This window comes from Dyadobacter sp. HNCC25DJ187 (assembly GCF_056895255.1).
Map to the genome: position 1 here is coordinate 1,111,404 of NZ_JBXHAT010000002.1, position 16,340 is coordinate 1,127,743.

General features: G+C 45.6%; 9 protein-coding genes. 8 read left to right on the forward strand and 1 reads right to left on the reverse strand.

The features are described from left to right. Positions 1–12 precede the first annotated feature (12 nt). From AC1XUE_RS15640 to AC1XUE_RS15655, 4 genes are all read left to right on the forward strand, one after another. Positions 13–1,752 (forward strand): RagB/SusD family nutrient uptake outer membrane protein, encoded by a 1,740-nt coding sequence (locus AC1XUE_RS15640; protein WP_483356918.1) that lies wholly within the window; start codon positions 13–15, stop codon positions 1,750–1,752. Between the two features lie 3 nt (positions 1,753–1,755). Further along, on the forward strand, positions 1,756–3,438 hold the full coding sequence (locus AC1XUE_RS15645) for a carboxylesterase/lipase family protein (RefSeq protein WP_483356919.1): 1,683 nt from the start codon (positions 1,756–1,758) through the stop codon (positions 3,436–3,438). A 66-nt stretch (positions 3,439–3,504) separates the two neighbouring features. After that, the gene (locus tag AC1XUE_RS15650; protein ID WP_483356920.1) at positions 3,505–4,191 is read left to right on the forward strand and encodes a ThuA domain-containing protein; all 687 of its coding nucleotides are present in this window, start codon (positions 3,505–3,507) and stop codon (positions 4,189–4,191) included. Between the two features lie 10 nt (positions 4,192–4,201). Then, on the forward strand, positions 4,202–7,660 hold the full coding sequence (locus AC1XUE_RS15655) for a ThuA domain-containing protein (protein WP_483356921.1): 3,459 nt from the start codon (positions 4,202–4,204) through the stop codon (positions 7,658–7,660). Here AC1XUE_RS15655 and AC1XUE_RS15660 read toward each other — a convergent pair. Further along, on the reverse strand, positions 7,634–8,284 hold the full coding sequence (locus AC1XUE_RS15660) for an RNA polymerase sigma factor (RefSeq protein WP_483356922.1): 651 nt from the start codon (positions 8,282–8,284) through the stop codon (positions 7,634–7,636). The two genes, AC1XUE_RS15655 and AC1XUE_RS15660, sit on opposite strands and share 27 nt — an antisense overlap. Before the next feature lie 167 nt (positions 8,285–8,451). On the opposite strand from AC1XUE_RS15660, the gene AC1XUE_RS15665 reads away from it, so the two are divergent. From AC1XUE_RS15665 to AC1XUE_RS15680, 4 genes are all read left to right on the forward strand, one after another. Further along, positions 8,452–9,444, forward strand: coding sequence for a FecR family protein (locus AC1XUE_RS15665; protein ID WP_483356923.1), 993 nt, complete (start codon positions 8,452–8,454; stop codon positions 9,442–9,444). Positions 9,445–9,458: 14 nt separating this feature from the next. Beyond that, a complete protein-coding gene (locus AC1XUE_RS15670) occupies positions 9,459–13,031 on the forward strand; it encodes a SusC/RagA family TonB-linked outer membrane protein (protein ID WP_483356924.1) in 3,573 nt (1,190 codons plus the stop codon). A gap of 116 nt (positions 13,032–13,147) precedes the next feature. Next, entirely contained in the window at positions 13,148–13,666 is a 519-nt protein-coding gene (locus AC1XUE_RS15675) for a gluconate 2-dehydrogenase subunit 3 family protein (RefSeq protein WP_483356925.1), read from the forward strand. A gap of 81 nt (positions 13,667–13,747) precedes the next feature. Further along, positions 13,748–15,466 (forward strand): GMC oxidoreductase, encoded by a 1,719-nt coding sequence (locus AC1XUE_RS15680; protein ID WP_483356926.1) that lies wholly within the window; start codon positions 13,748–13,750, stop codon positions 15,464–15,466. Positions 15,467–16,340: the final 874 nt, after the last annotated feature.

Here is a 16,340-nt window from a genome sequence, read left to right on the forward strand (position 1 = left end):
ATAGTACTAATCATGATTAAAAAACATATTCATAAAACCTGGGCAATCATGCTGCTGCTGACCTTCTGCAACAGTTCCTGCTCAGACAAGTTCCTGGAAGTTCCGGCTACAGGCCAGCTTTCCGAAGCACAGCTCAATTCAAAAGCCGGCATTGAAGGCTTACTCGTGGCAGCTTATGCCGAAACCAACGGTCGTGGTTTCCGCCGTGTGACAAGTACATTCAACTGGATGCGTGGTAGTATCTCTGGAGGCGATGCCAACAAAGGTTCCAATTCCGGTGACTATGGCGATTTGATTCCGTGGATGACTTACCAACTTTATCCTAGTCTGGGCGATATTGGTCAAAAATGGAATGCTATGTATGAAGGTATCAGCCGCGCCAATGCAGTGCTGCGCATTTTGCCAAAAGCGGGAACGGATGTTACCGAAGCCGATAGGCAACGGATATCAGCGGAAGCCCGTTTTCTTCGTGCTCATTACTATTTTGACTTAAAGCGCATGTTCAATATGGTTCCGTATGTAGACGAATCCCTGACTTATGGAAACGGCATTGAAAAGGTACAGAATAACGTGGATATCTGGCCGAAAATAGAGGCTGATCTTGATTATGCGTATAAAAATCTACCCGCAACCCAGTCGCTTGTCGGTCGCTGCAATAAATGGGCTGCGGCTGCCTATCTAGCGAAAATTTATTTGTACCAGAAAAAGTATCAGGACGCAAAGGTGCTCTTTGACGAAGTGATTGCTAATGGTGTGACCAGCGGAGGGTTGAAATATGCATTGGTTATCAATTATACGGATATTTTCAATGCTGCGAAGGAAACTAATTCCGAATCGGTATTTGCAATACAAGCTGCGGCCAACACCGGTAGTACAGATAATGCAAACACGGATCTGGGATTAAATTACCCGTACGGTTCCAGCGCGCCAGGCGGTTGCTGCGGGTACTTTCAGCCAAGCTTTGAACTGGCCAATTCATTCCGCGTGAATGAGCAGGGTTTACCCTTGCTAGACGGATCTTACAATGCAGGTGCTAATCAGCTGAAAACCGATCAGGGGATGACATCGGATCAGCCATTCACACCGGATACAGCGCCTGTGGATCCGCGTCTGGACTGGTCCGTCGGCCGCCGTGGCATTCCGTTTCTTGATTGGGGTGTGCATCCGGGCTACTCCTGGATCCGTGATCAGAGTTTTGGCGGACCGTATTCACCGAAAAAATTTATCCATTATAAATCACAGGCCAAAATTCTTTCTGACGCGACTGCTAGCACAGATACTTATTCGGCGATCAACTACAATATAATCCGCTTTGCTGATGTGCTTTTAATGGCGGCCGAGACTGAGATTGAGGTAGGGACATTACAAAAAGCGCAGAACTATGTTAATATGGTGCGAGAAAGAGCGGCCAACAGAGAAGCTTGGGTAAAAACTTCCGATGGTAAAAACGCAGCAAATTATGTGATAGCTCCTTATTCTGCGCCTTGGACGGACAAAGTTGCCGCCCGCCAGGCAGTTCACTTTGAGCGCAAGCTAGAACTTTCAGGCGAAGGTCACCGCTTTTTCGACTTAGTGCGCTGGGGAAGTGCAGAAAAGGTACTCAACGACTTTTTGAATTATGAGAAGGTAAAACTGCCTGTAGCTTACAGCGGAGGCAAATTCACCTCTGGCCGAGATGAATTTGCGCCTATTCCGCAAACCCAGATTGATTACCAAGGTTCGGACATTTTAAAACAAAACCCAAATTATTAAGGTATGTTTGGTGGAGTTAACAATAGCAGGAGAGATTTTCTGCAAAACATTACATTAGGCATCCCGGCATTGGGACTTGCGCCCGCACCTTTTGAAAAGAAGGGTGCGGCGCAAGCGCCCCGGGCCGATACCGTCCGGGCTTCACAAAACCTGGCCGTGGTGGAAACTGAATATGGTAACGTGCGCGGCTATGTGCACGGAGAAACTTACAATTTTAAAGGTATCCCCTACGGAGCGACCACGGCCGGCAAAGCCAGGTTTATGCCGCCAGCCAAACCAGTCGCCTGGAAGGGAATCCGAGATACATTCACTTATGGTCCTGTCTGTCCGCAAAAACCTAACAAAGGCTGGGGGATGGAAGAGTATGCGTTTCTTTATCAATGGAATGATGGTTTTCAGGGGGAAGATTGCCTTCGACTAAATATCTGGACACCGGCTGTTAATGATCATAAAAAGCGCCCCGTAATGTTCTGGATACACGGTGGGGCATTTTTCTCAGGCTCAGCGCAGGAGCATCCTTCTTATGATGGTGAAAATCTGAGCCGGCTGGGTGATGTGGTAGTTGTGTCGGTCAATCACCGGCTCAATACCTTTGGTTTTTTGCATCTGGCTGACTATGGTGATGCCTACGCGCATTCCGGCAATGTGGGTATTCTTGACCTTGTTGCGGCGCTGGAATGGGTTCGGAACAATATTACCAGTTTTGGGGGCGACCCCGGCAATGTGACAATCTTTGGCCAGTCTGGCGGGGCAGCCAAAGTGACCACGCTGATGGCAGTACCTTCGGCGAAGGGACTTTTTCATAAAGCGATATCTCAAAGCAGCTCCACTGTACAAGTGGCCACTACCGAATATGCAACCGGACTGGCTAAGCTGGTCCTGGATGAATTACAAATTAATAAATTCAACATTGACAAAATTCACCAATGCTCCGTTCAGCAGATTATTCAGGCCGGTATTGCTGCTGAGCAAAAGTCAGGGACACAATTCCCAATAGGAGTCGGCCGCGCGGGCTGGCAACCGGTGGTGGATGGAAAGACAATTCCGGCACATCCTTTTGATGCCGTTGTGCCGGAGCATTCCGCACACATACCGATGCTGATCGGCACCAACCGCAATGAGGCCTCTGCCAGCATTAATAATGCGGCGATGGAGTCGCTGGACGAGAACGGATTGCGTAAAAAGCTCTCCGAACGCTTTGGCGATAAAGGCACACACGTGTACGAAACCATGCGCAAAGTGCATCCGAATGTGAAGCCGGTGGAAATCCTGTCCTACATTTCTCCTTATAATCCGCTGGCTTACCTTCAAGCTGAGCGCAAAGCGCAACAAAATGCCGCGCCGGTTTACCTGTATATGTTTGCCTGGCAGACACCTGTATTGGATAATCGCCCCCGAGCTTTTCATTGCAGCGAGATCCCATTTGTATTTGCCAACACAGACCGTTGTGACACAATGACCGGCGGCGGGGATGCGGCCCGCTCGCTTGCAGAGAAGATGAGTAAGGCCTGGCTCAACTTCGCCCGTACTGGAACTCCTTATCACTCAGGGCTGCCTCAGTGGCCGGATTTCTCAAAAAAGAACGGAGCCATGATGGTATTTGATAACCAAAGTGAAATCCGGGTAGATCCGGATGGCGAAGCCAGGCGATTACTAGAAAGGATATTTTACAAAAGAGATTTTTAAAATAGGTCGACTTGGATTGACCAAATAATTATGAGAAAATTACTTATCCTATTTCTATTTCTGAAGTTGGGGACTTGGTCCTGTCTTGCACAAAGCAAACCGCGAGTCCTTATCTTCAGCAAAACACTTCGCTACTACCATGAATCGATTCCCAATGGTATACAAGCGATTATTAAACTAGGTCAAACCAATGGTTTCGAAGTAGATACCACCAAAGATGCTGGTCTGTTTAATGATAAAAACCTTAAAAATTATGCAGCAGTCATCTGGCTTTCGACGACTGGTGATGTGCTAAATGCAGATCAGCAAGAAGCTTTCGAGCGCTACATTCGCAGCGGGCACGGGTATGTCGGCATTCATTCGGCCTCAGCTTCTGAGAAAGAATGGCCTTGGTTTGGAAAGCTTACCGGAGCCGTCTTCACTGGTCATCCGCCTAATCCCGTTCCAGGCGTAGTACATGTGACCAATCGTAAAGATGCTTCCACCAAACACCTTCCCGAGAGGTGGCATTGGACAGACGAATGGTACAACTTCAACAAGCGCGTCGCGGACGTGGAAGTCCTTTTTTGCGCCGATGAAAAGACCTACGAAGGAGGTACAGAAGGAGATTATCACCCCCTTGCCTGGAAACATGAATTCGACGGCGGGCGGGCATTTTACACGGCTTTGGGCCATTTGCCCACCGCCTATGACGATCCGTTTTTTCAAAAACATTTATTAGGCGGTATCCAGTACGCGATTGGTAAGTATTAACCTTTTCTTTATGAATTTTTTAAAATTAAAATCTGGCTCCGTTCTCCTTTTGGGCGCATTGTGGCTGCTTTACTCTGCCATGATCACCCAACCATCAGCCGAGCCTGTGAGGGTCCTGATTTTTATCAAAACAAAAGGCTGGCATCACAGCTCTATTCCATTTGGAGTTAAAGCCATTCAACAGCTCGCGCATCAGCATCATTTCATAGCCGATACCACTTCGGATGCCACAGCATTTACAGAAAGAAACCTTAAAAGATATGCGGCGGTCATCTGGCTGAATACGACCGGAAATGTTTTGAATGGAGAGCAACAAACACAATTTGAACGCTACATACAGGCTGGCGGCGGGTATGTAGGTGTTCATGCTGCGGCCGACACCGAATACGACTGGCCCTGGTACGGGAAACTGATGGGGGCTCATTTTGCTAGTCATCCGCATAATCCTAATGTCAGAAAGGCAATGGTGCAGGTGACCGACAAATCACATCCTGCTACTTCATCGCTGCCTGAGCATTGGGAGCGCACCGACGAATGGTACAACTACAAATCGTTTTATTCTGGCATCAAAGTGCTAGCCGAACTGGATGAAAATTCTTACGAAGGCGGCACCAATGGCACCAGGCACCCGATCAGTTGGTACCATAGTTTCGATGGAGGGCGCGCATTTTACACAGGAAATGGACATACTGACGAAAGCTTCAGTGACCCAGCTTTTTTGGATCATTTAATGGGCGGTATCCGCTACGCAATAGGTGAAAATGTGAAACTAGATTATAAAAAAGCCTATGCAAAAGTAACACCGGAGCAAAACCGTTTTATAAAAACGGTCGTTGCCAATGATCTTAATTCACCTATGGAGCTGACCATTGCTCCTGACGGCAAGGTTTACTTCACGGAGCTTTTTGGAAACCTATCTGTCTTCGATCCCCAATCTGGTAAAACCAGGCTGATCCATAAATTCCCGATTACAAATATGGGCGGCACTGGTCTGATCGGCCTTGCGCTAGACCCTGCATTCGCCCGAAATCATCATCTCTATCTCTACTACGCGCCGGCTGGGCTTACCGAAGAAAACCTGGCATTTCAGCTTTCGCGATTTACATTATCTAATGATTTTGCCCTTGATCTTGCTTCTGAAAAAGTGCTATTAAAAGTTCCTGTGCAGAAAAACAGCGGGTCGCATCATGGCGGCTCGCTGGCATGGGACAAGAAGGGTAATCTGTACCTTTCGACCGGCGATAGCTCCACACCTTTTCCTTCTGGCGGATATTCACCGATGGATGAGCGGCAGGGAAAGGAGTTTTACAGTCAGGACTCGCAACGCTCTTCTGGCAACACGAATGATTTTAAAGGGAAAATTCTGCGCATTCATCCGGAATCTGACGGAACGTACACAATTCCGGAAGGCAATCTGTTTCCAACAGGTACCACGCGTACATTACCGGAAATTTATGTCATGGGATGCCGGAATCCCTACCGCATTGCTGTAAATCCGAAAACTTCCGTTTTATATTGGGGAGACATTGGTCCAGACGCGGGCAGAGATGGAGTGCAGGGTCCAATGGGTTACGATGAATTCAATCAGGCCAGAGCGGCAGGGAATTACGGCTGGCCCTACTTTTCGGGAAATAATTCAGCTTATGCCAAATGGAATTTTGCGACAAAAACATCCGGGCCCAAATTTGATCCAAAAGCACCTTTTAACAATTCGCCAAACAACACTGGATTAAACCAGTTACCTCCCGCGCAGCCAGCGATGATATGGTATCCATATTCAGCCTCTGAGGAATTTCCCGAACTGGGCATAGGAGGAAGAAGCGCGATGGTCGGAGAGTTTTACACTTTTAACCAAAAATCAAATAATCCTTCCATGTTTCCTGATTATTACGACGGCGCACTTTTCGTCTTTGATTGGATGCGGAATTGGGTAATGGCTTTGCGGTTTGATGAGCAAGAAAATTATCTTCGTAGCGAACCTTTCATGGCAGCAAATGGGGATTTCCGTCGCCCGATAGATTTGGCATTCAGTGAAGACGGTGTGATGTATATGCTTGAATATGGATCTGTCTATGGTGCCGACAATGATGATGCCCGGCTTGTAAAAATCGAATACAACACAGGCAACCGCCCACCGGTCGCACAAGCGTACATCGTGGACTCTGCGCGGGAAGCTTATGTGGACAAAACGGTTTTTTTGACATCCGAGCGCAAGGATTTTCCGATGGCAAAACAGAAGAGCGGCCAACCGCCTCTTCGCGTCTCGTTCAATGGCAAAGCAAGCAGCGATCTCGACGACGACGATCAGATCACGTATCAGTGGCTTTTTGACGGCAAAACAGTGGGCAGCACCAAACCTAGTGCTACCTACATCTACAAAAAACCAGGCGTGTACCCGGCCATATTGCGCGTTACTGATAAGGCAGGTTTGACAAGCTCAGATACAATGATTGTTCGAGTCGGAAACACTCAGCCTCAGGTACGTATTGCTGGAAGTTCCAACAAATCTTTTTTCTGGGATGATAAGCCTTTCAGCTATAAAATAGATGTAAAAGACCGGGAGGATATCAAAACGGATCCAAAAAGGGTAAAGGTGACCATGCGCTATAATCCCCAGCCCGAAACGCAGCACAACCTGATCCCCGAAAATGTTAACTCTTTATTGCAGGAGCCTGAGCCACTCGGAAAAAAGCTGATGGCCGCCAGTGACTGCCGCGCCTGTCACACGGTGAACCAGCCCTCGGTTGGTCCTTCATTTACCAAAATTGCGAACCGGTATAAGGAACAAAGCGGCGCCACTGAAGCTTTGGTCGCAAAGATTATCGACGGTGGCGGAGGAAATTGGGGACAAGAGCACATCATGAGCGCTCACCCGCAACTTTCATCGCAAGACGCACAGGAAATGGTGCGCTACATTTTCTCCATTACCGATCAGAAAAAGGCAGTAACTGCATTGCCTGTTCAGGGACAGATAAAGCTAGCCGAACACCCTGCGAGCGACCAGAAAGGGCAGTATACCATTGTGACCTCATATCGAGATAACGGTGGAAATCAGGTAGGTCCGCTGACAGGAGTTGATGTGGTAAAATTGCGGAACGCAAATGTCAAACCTGCATTCGCAGATGCTTACAAAGGCTTTGCCCGTTTCCGCGATAACCTTTCTCAGGGCGGACACAAATCGTATATACTTTTGAAAAACGTTGATATGACGGGCATTAAGCGGTTTGTTTATGAGTATGCGTCTGCCGGACAACAGGGCCATATTCAGGTGCGTATAGATTCGCAGGCCGGACCGGTGATCAGCACTGTGGTGTTCGGCCCGACAGGCTCATGGGATACTCTTCAAAAGCTGACCGGCACCCTAACAAAACCGGTTACGGGGAGACACGACATCTACTTTTTTGCAATCAAACCCGATAAGCCGAATGACGAGATATTAAAACTAACCAATATCCACTTCGAGCAATAATAAATGCCGTGCGATCAATAGAATGGCTAAGATTACTTTCCAGTCATAGGTAAGTTCTTTTAAACTGGCAAGCGCCTTGTAAATCAGCTTATAAACTGAACCAGGGGTAAGTCCCATGGTGGAGGCAATTTCTTCGGTGGAGAGGCCGCTGTAATATTTAAGAAAAATGATCTCGCGCTGGCGGGTTGGTAACTTTTGGATAAAACCTGACAAACCTTTCGAGATCATTTCTTCTTTTTGAAGTTCTACCATTTGTTCTTCGAAGGATTCTTCGGGCAGATCGAAGTCATGCTGTACAAATTGCCGCTGCTTAGTGACACGCCTCAGCAGCTCGCGTCGAAGTGCCACAAGTAAATAGGCTTTCACAGATGAGACGGCTGGAAGTTTATTGGCATTGTTCCATATTTGCACAAACAGGTCTTGCACGGCGTCTTTGACCAATTCTTTATCAGTGATTATCCGGTAGCCGTAGTTGTGAAGCGCCCGTGAATAACACTTATATAGCCACTCAAGCGCATGATGATGGTTTTCTTTAAGAAGCGACCAGTACAATAATGCTTGCTTATCCTCAGGATTTGCATGGTCCTCACCAGAAGGTGTTTGCCGGTCCTGATTAGTTTTCATAAGCATTTCGACGCAGCAACATCCTGCGTTTTGTACAATTAATTATTTATATAAGTAGATTCAAAAATACCGATAAATAAATTAGAAAAAAATATCTTTCTATATTTATAGATCTGTTTGGTCGAGCATCTTTCGGAAAATCAATCAGAAAAATTTACAAATTTAATATGCAGTCTTACCAGCGTTTTTCGATCCAGGATTTTGTAGCAGACGACACATTCATCAAGTGGGTTAATGATCCTGATGAATCGTCCGATGCATTTTGGCATCAGTGGCTCGAGCAACATCCTGATAAACGGCCGGATTTGGAAGAGGCGGCTCACATTGTCAGGAAACTCGCACTGCAACAAGATGTTTTTGACGAACAGGAATTACACGCTAATTGGGAACGCATTAGTGCGAAGACTACAAATACACCAAGTACCATTACAAAAACGCCGGTACAGCTACTATCCTATGGTCGCTGGTTGGCTGCTGCAAGTGTTGCAATATTTTTGATCGCAGGCTTGGCCGTATGGCAATATACACGCCCTGTTTCCTACAACACAGTTTATGGAGAGCTCAAAACGGTGAAGTTGTCCGATGGCTCTCAGGTGACGTTAAATGGAAATTCTAAAATCGTCTTCGCACGTGGCATTTTCAGCCGAACCCTCGATATTGAAGGAGAAGCATTGCTAAAAGTAACGAAAGAAGAGACTTTGGGCAGATCGGTTGGATTTTCAGTTCATGCTGGCCGTGTGGCGGTGCATGTGCTGGGGACGGTTTTTAATATCAATCATCGCAGACGGCGGGTAGAAGTTATGCTCGCGGAAGGTAAGGTCAGATTGGAAACGCCAGAACAGCAAATGCTGCTGAATCCCGGACAAAAAGCGACATTAGGTGCAAATGCAAGTCAGTTAGTTAAATCTGCGGTTAATATAAAGAGCGATACTACCTGGTTAAGCAGCAAGTTACTTTATGAAGGCGCTACCTTGCAATCTATCTTCGAAGAACTGGAAGACGGCTTCGGCATTGTTACGCAGGTTAGTCGGCCAGATATCCTGAAAAAACGCTTTACGGGTTCGGTATCCACGGATTCTATTCAAAATTTTTATAACCAGCTCGGGGAGATTTATCATTTCCAGGTTCAGCCAGTGAGAGGTGGTTTTCTATTGAAATAATCATTTTACAAAAAATGAAAGTAATGCAAGCACTGGAAATGTGTCAAGTGCGATTGGTTTTTACTTTACTGCTAGTTGTTTCCAATCTTACCGATTTATACGCGCAGGAGGAAAATCTAGCCAGCACGTTACGCCGTTTTGCTGCTACATTTCAGGTTACTTTTAATTATGACACCGATTTGGTAAATGCAAAATTGGGTTCGTTGCAAAACTTTAACAAAAATGATAATCCGGATCAGGTTCTGCAAAAAATCCTGAAGCGACACAACATTCGTTTCAGGCGCAGCGGAAATGTTTACATTTTATATCAAAACAAAAAAGACTCGCCTCAGATTGAACGGAAGACCGGGCAGGCCTCAACCCACGCCGGGCAAACAAGAGAGGTGACTGGTAAAGTAACTGATAATCAAGGAAAACCATTGCCTGGAACTTCTGTTTTACTTAAAAATACATTTAACGGCACCATTGCAGGTTCTGACGGTGCGTTTATTCTAAAAATAACCGAACCGGGAGGAATATTAGTATTTAAGTCTATCGGCTACGAATCGATGGAAGTATCGATAGACAACGAACAAACAATTCTTGTGCAACTGGCCGAAGATCCGCACCTACTAAATGAAATGATCGTCACCGGATATTTAAGCGAGGAGAGGCGTAAGTTCACGGGAGCAGTTTCGACAGTTAGAATACAAGACTTGATGAGCGTTCCGTCAGCAAATGTGGAGCAGCAGTTGCAGGGTCGCGTTGCCGGCTTGACACTCATTACAAATGGTCAGCCTGGCACTTCAAGCCAAGTGCGCATTCGTGGATTTGGCTCTTTCGGTGGGAATCATCCTTTATATGTAGTTGATGGAGTGCCTACGCAAACGATCAGTTTTATCAACCCTGCAGATATTGAATCGACTACAGTATTGAAAGATGCAGCTGCTGCGTCTGTTTATGGAGCGCGGGCCGCGGCGGGGGTGATCGTCATCTCGACTAGAAAAGGCAGTAAATCTAAAAGCGGTATGCGGATCAGTTATAATGGATTGTACGGAGTAACCACCAGAGGAAAAGGTCTATCCGTGCTCTCGCCTCAAGAGCAGGCTGAATGGACCTGGCAGGCTCGACGAAATGATATTTTCCAGACCGGCGGACTAGTTAGCCCAAGCAGTTTTACCGGTCTTGCAAATGGTCAGTATGGTGCTGGCGAAAATCCCATACTACCGGATTATCTTCTGGTGGGGAACCGTTCAGGACTGTCAGCATCGGCTGTGGATCTTAATGCCGAGCATCTGAAGTACAATGATGATCCGAAGGCTGGAGCGTATTATCTGGTTATCCCTGCCAACCACAAGGGCACCGACTGGTTCCGGGCTATAACCCGCAATGCAGCGCTGATGCGCCATTCGTTAAGTTTCTCCGGTGGAGGAATGCAAAATAGTTACTATATAGGGGCGAGTTATCAGAAGCAGGACGGAATGGTGGTCAATAATAATTTCAATCGTTACACATTCCGTGTCAATACAGATTACAGCATCAATAAAAAAATCAGGATCGGAGAGAACCTTCAACTCGCCTATATTTCAACCACTGGCCAGCAAGGTAATGTAGGCAGTTTTTTGGGAAATAATCTGAACAATAATCCAAGCGTTTCTGCGGATGAAAACGATATTCTTTCAGCATACCGGATGGCACCTATTATTCCTATTTACAATGCATTCGGAGGATATGCTGGCACGGCGGCTCCGGGGTTCAGCAACCCTCGGAATCCAGTAGCCAGCCGAGAAGCAGCAGCCAACAATTTTAACCACACCGTTTTTGGCTTTGGTAATGCTTTTTTAGAATACGATATCGCCTCCTTTCTGACATTCAAAAGCAGTATCGGTGGTACTTATTTTAACAACTACAAAGGTACGCTGACGAGGTCTACCTATGAGAATTCTGAAAACATTGCCAATACCACTTATGGCGAAGCGTCAGGCTTGGGGCTCGCATGGACTTTCACCAATACTTTGCGTTTCAACAAACAATTCGGCAAACATGAAATCAGCGTCCTCGCTGGTATGGAAGCCTTAAATACTGGTGCAGAAAGAAATATTAGCGGTTCGGGAATCAATCCTTTTTCTACTGATCCTGCATACATTACACTTAGTACAACTATGCCCGGATCCGTTCGCCAGGTCACTAGCGGGCGCTCGATGGGCAATCTTTTTTATTCTCTTTTCGGGCAAACACGGTATATTTTAAAAGACCGTTACATTGCTACGGCGGTATTAAGACGCGACGGTTCCTCACAGTTTGGTGCAGAAAACCGGTTTGGGATTTTTCCGGCATTTTCGGCTGGCTGGCTGATTTCCTCCGAGCATTTTATGCAAAATATCGATTGGGTTACGGAACTGAAATTTAGTGCTGGTTACGGGAGAATGGGAAGTTCCAATTATCTGAGCTCAACCAATCAATACAGCTTATATCTATCTAATGCTGCTAACGGGTATGATCTAGGTGCAACGAATACCAGTATTGAACCCGGTTATTATAACAGTCAGATCGGAAACCCTCAAGCGCGCTGGGAGACAAGTATTACCTACAATGCTGGTTTTGACGCTTCATTTTTCGGTAACAAACTGGAAGCGATTATAGACATCTGGCGAAAAGAAACGCGAGATCTTCTTTATCAGGTACCCATTCCTGGTGTGGTTGGAACGAGGGCGAGTGCACCTTTTGTCAATGTAGCAAGGATGAGAAATCAGGGAGTGGATCTTACGCTAGCTACTAAAGGTGGAGCAAATAGAGATTTTAGCTATGATGTGCAGATATCAGGGAGTTTTTTACAAAACAAAATCACACGCATTGCACCACTGGTACCTTATTTCACTGCCGGAGGTACACGGCTCGGAACACCCGTGATCCGCAATGAGCCCGGGCATTCGCTGTCGTCGTTCTATGGTTACAAGGTAACAGGCTTGTTTCAAAATCATCAAGAAGTATCATCAGCAGCAGTTCAATCGGGCGCTGCACCCGGGCGGTTCAGGTTCAAGGATGTGAATAATGACGGTAAGATCAACGACGCTGACCGAACCTATCTCGGCAATCCAATCCCTAAGTTAACAGGTAGCATCCTAGTTAAGCTTAAATACAAAAGCTTCGATGTCAGCACTAGCTTGTACGTTTCGCTAGGTAGCCAGATCTTTAACAACCAAAGATGGTTTTCCGATTTTTATCCATCTTTTACTGGCGCATCTATTAGCAACCGTGTACGCGATTCCTGGCTACCAAACAAAACAAACACAAAAGTACCAATATTTGAAAGTGCTAGCAATTTCAGTACTAATACTCAAGCCAATTCCTACTATGTAGAGAATGGATCTTATGCAAGACTGCAGCATTTGACGCTCGGTTTTACAATTCGCAGACAAGGTGCAAAACCTTTGTTTAATAATGATCTTCGTATAATGGCTACTGCATCTAATTTATTCACTTTCACTGCGTATACTGGCCTGGATCCCGCTGTTGGAGGTATTTCAGATGCTGCATTTGGAATTGATGTCGGAAACTACCCTGTGACTCGAGGATATAGCATTGGAGTGAGTTTGAATTTCAACTAGCATTCCTGTTTCTTCCACCTGATTGTAAGTGAAATGATTTAAAATTTAAGAAATGTCAACGTAAATAACTCAAATTTCAAATTCAAGTTATATCTAACAATTATAATTAACCAAATATGGAAAGACGTGTGGCGCTGAAAAATATGGCCGTGGCCATGGGCGCAATGGTAGTAATGCCAGCCTGGGCATCGGGTTGGAACACAAAGGCAGTATCGGCAGTAGGATACCTGGATGCCGGAAGAGCCGAAACACTGGCCCTGGTAGTAGAAACGATCATACCAAAAACAGATACACCTGGCGCTCGTGAACTGGGAGTAGGTGGATTTGTGGAGAAAATGGTGAAGGATTGCTACGATACAAAAGCGCAGGCAGGCTTATCAGCAGGTCTTGATGCGGTGGAGTCAATCAGCAAAAAGAACTTCAATAAAAGTTATGCAGATCTTACCAAGCAACAACAGCTCAGCCTCCTGGAAGGTATAGACAAAGGCAGCGACGCTGATCTGAAAGGATTCCTTGGATTGATAAAAAATCTGACGATTCAGGGTTATACTTCTTCGGAATATGTAATGACAAATATTACGCACTATGAAATGATTCCAGCAAGATATCATGGATGTGTGCCTGTGAAAAAATAATGCATAGGGTTTGGGGTAAAGGGCAGAGGGTATAAGACTTAGAACCCATGCCCTCTGCCCCTGACCCATTTCCCTTACAAAATGGCGAATTTCAATATAGATAGTAAAAAAGCGCGTACCTATGATGCCATCGTAATCGGCTCAGGTATCAGCGGAGGATGGTCGGCGAAGGAGCTGACTGAAAAAGGACTAAAAACACTGGTGCTGGAAAGAGGGCGTGATGTGCAGCATATTACGGATTACCCTACTACCAACATGATGCCCTGGGAGTTTGAACACAGGGAACGTTTGCCGCGGGAAATTACGGAGGCAAACCCGATCGTGAGCCGTTGCTACAATTTCAAAGAATCGTCTCAGCATTTCTTTGTGAAGGACAATGAGCATCCGTACGTACAGGATAAGGATCGCCCGTTCGACTGGATCCGCGGATATCAGGTGGGTGGTAAGTCTTTGCTTTGGGCACGACAAACTCAGCGCTGGAGCAAATACGATTTTGAAGGGCCAGCCCGGGATAACTTCGCAGTAGAATGGCCTATTGGTTATGACGATATTGCTCCATGGTACAGCTACGTAGAAAAGTTTGCAGGCATTACCGGAAATAAAGACGGGATAGATGCACTGCCGGATGGTGAGTTTTTGCCGCCTCATGATCTGAACTGCGTTGAGAAATATTTCAAAGAGCAGGTTTCGAAGCAGTATAAAGACCGGCATATCATCATCGGAAGAGCTGCTCACATTACAGAACCGAAACAAATACATCTGGACCAGGGCCGCGCGAAATGCCAGCACCGTGTGATGTGTGAGCGTGGATGTCCTTTTGGCGGGTATTTCAGCAGTAATGCATCTACGATGCCGTGGGCAATGAAAACCGGTAACATGACGCTGCGTCCGCATTCTGTTGTGCATTCTGTAATATATGATGATAAAAAACAGAAGGTGACAGGCGTACGGGTGGTAGATGCGAATACGAAAGAAATGATGGAGTTTTATGCCAATATCATTTTCGTTAATGCAGCTGCACTGAATACCAATCTGATATTGATGAACTCGGTGTCATCCCGTTTTCCGAACGGCTTAGGAAATGACAACGGTTTACTTGGTAAGTATATCGCTTTCCATAATTATCGAGCTGCGGTTTCTGGCGAATATGAAGGCTTCCTCGACTCGACTACGGACGGAAAAAGACCAAACAGTGGCTACATTCCCCGGTTCCGGAATTTACATCAGCAGGAAACAGATTTCTTACGCGGGTACGCAGCAGGATTCGGTGCAGACAGACGCACTTATTCTGACAGAAGTGGATTTGGTGAATCACTGAAGGAGAATCTGGCCCAGTCTAAATATGATAACTGGAGTGTGGGATCTCACATGATGGGGGAAACGATACCGAAGGAAAGTAATTACGTGGCGCTGGAGAAAGATTTAAAAGATCCTTTCGGAATTCCTCAGATGAAGATATCGGTTGCATATGACGACAACGATGAGAAGATGATTAAGGATTACATGACACAAGTGAGTGAAATGTTTGAAAAAGCAGGCTTCAAAAATATTCGTACGCATGACAATGGCCGTAACCCTGGAAACGACATTCATGAAATGGGTGGTGTTCGTATGGGAAAAGATCCTAAAACATCATTACTGAATAAGTGGAACCAGCTTCACGCAGCGAAGAACGTGTTCGTGACCGACGGAGCTTGTATGACTTCAACGGCCACACAAAATCCATCGCTAACCTATATGGCCCTTTCTGCTCGCGCGGTGGATCATGCAGTGAAGGAGATGAAGGCAAAGAATCTGTAACGCCCAAATAATAGTGAAGTACACCTACAACAGTCAGCTGATTATGGTTATAGACTATTCATGATCACATTAATAGTATTTCCGACGTTATTGCCTAGCCATATAACCTCGGAAATACTACCTCTTTTTCGAAGCGGTAAACATTGATTATCAAAATGTTGTTTCTAGACAAAAATTCTTTTGCCTACATAATGTTCTTCTAAAACAAATAGGAGTATTCAGACGTACATTTCTCTTTTTGCCTTAGTTATTTGAATTTTTCTCAATCAGCTTATTATGCTAAAGACTGTGAAGGATTGTGATATATATTGGTATTTTATTTCTTCCTAAGAACCGGACATATTTAATATAACGTTTAGTTATACAACAATGGATAACGCTCGATCAAATCCTGTCCGCACACTTCTCGTGCTGATGACCATAAATTCTCCAACAAAAGCAATTTTAGCATTTACTAGACAAGCACCTTCATTCAGCTCCATTTGGCGAGGTATTCCTGAAAAGACGTCTTAAAAATTTCCCCAACCGGAATCTCCGCATCACCTATGTGAACAACATTATTTCCAATCTTGTCAATCTTATTTAAAGCTACAATGGGTTAAATTAAAAGATTGAACGAAAAGTACCGCGGGTCCGATAGAGCTATTTTTTTAGTGAGACCTTTGCTACGTGTAAATCTCACCGTCATCTTTGAATATTGAAGAGTTTTAAATCTACCTTTTCTCAAACATGCTCTCCCGAAATGGCTGCCATAAAAGCAAAGGCGATTTGCTTCCAACTATATGGATGCTCATATTTGCTCCATATATGGCTTTCAAAAGGCTAGTGGCCATTTATATAGAATCTTTTGGCCTAACCCACTTATAGTTTTCGA

Bases quoted from the DNA above. Each gene is read 5' to 3' on its own strand.
- AC1XUE_RS15665 (WP_483356923.1), top strand. From the start codon at position 8,452: ATGCAGTCTTACCAGCGTTTTTCGATCCAGGATTTTGTAGCAGACGAC.
- AC1XUE_RS15660 (WP_483356922.1), bottom strand. From the start codon at position 8,284: ATGAAAACTAATCAGGACCGGCAAACACCTTCTGGTGAGGACCATGCA.
- AC1XUE_RS15645 (WP_483356919.1), top strand. From the start codon at position 1,756: ATGTTTGGTGGAGTTAACAATAGCAGGAGAGATTTTCTGCAAAACATT.
- AC1XUE_RS15640 (WP_483356918.1), top strand. From the start codon at position 13: ATGATTAAAAAACATATTCATAAAACCTGGGCAATCATGCTGCTGCTG.
- AC1XUE_RS15680 (WP_483356926.1), top strand. From the start codon at position 13,748: ATGGCGAATTTCAATATAGATAGTAAAAAAGCGCGTACCTATGATGCC.
- AC1XUE_RS15675 (WP_483356925.1), top strand. From the start codon at position 13,148: ATGGAAAGACGTGTGGCGCTGAAAAATATGGCCGTGGCCATGGGCGCA.
- AC1XUE_RS15655 (WP_483356921.1), top strand. From the start codon at position 4,202: ATGAATTTTTTAAAATTAAAATCTGGCTCCGTTCTCCTTTTGGGCGCA.
- AC1XUE_RS15670 (WP_483356924.1), top strand. From the start codon at position 9,459: ATGAAAGTAATGCAAGCACTGGAAATGTGTCAAGTGCGATTGGTTTTT.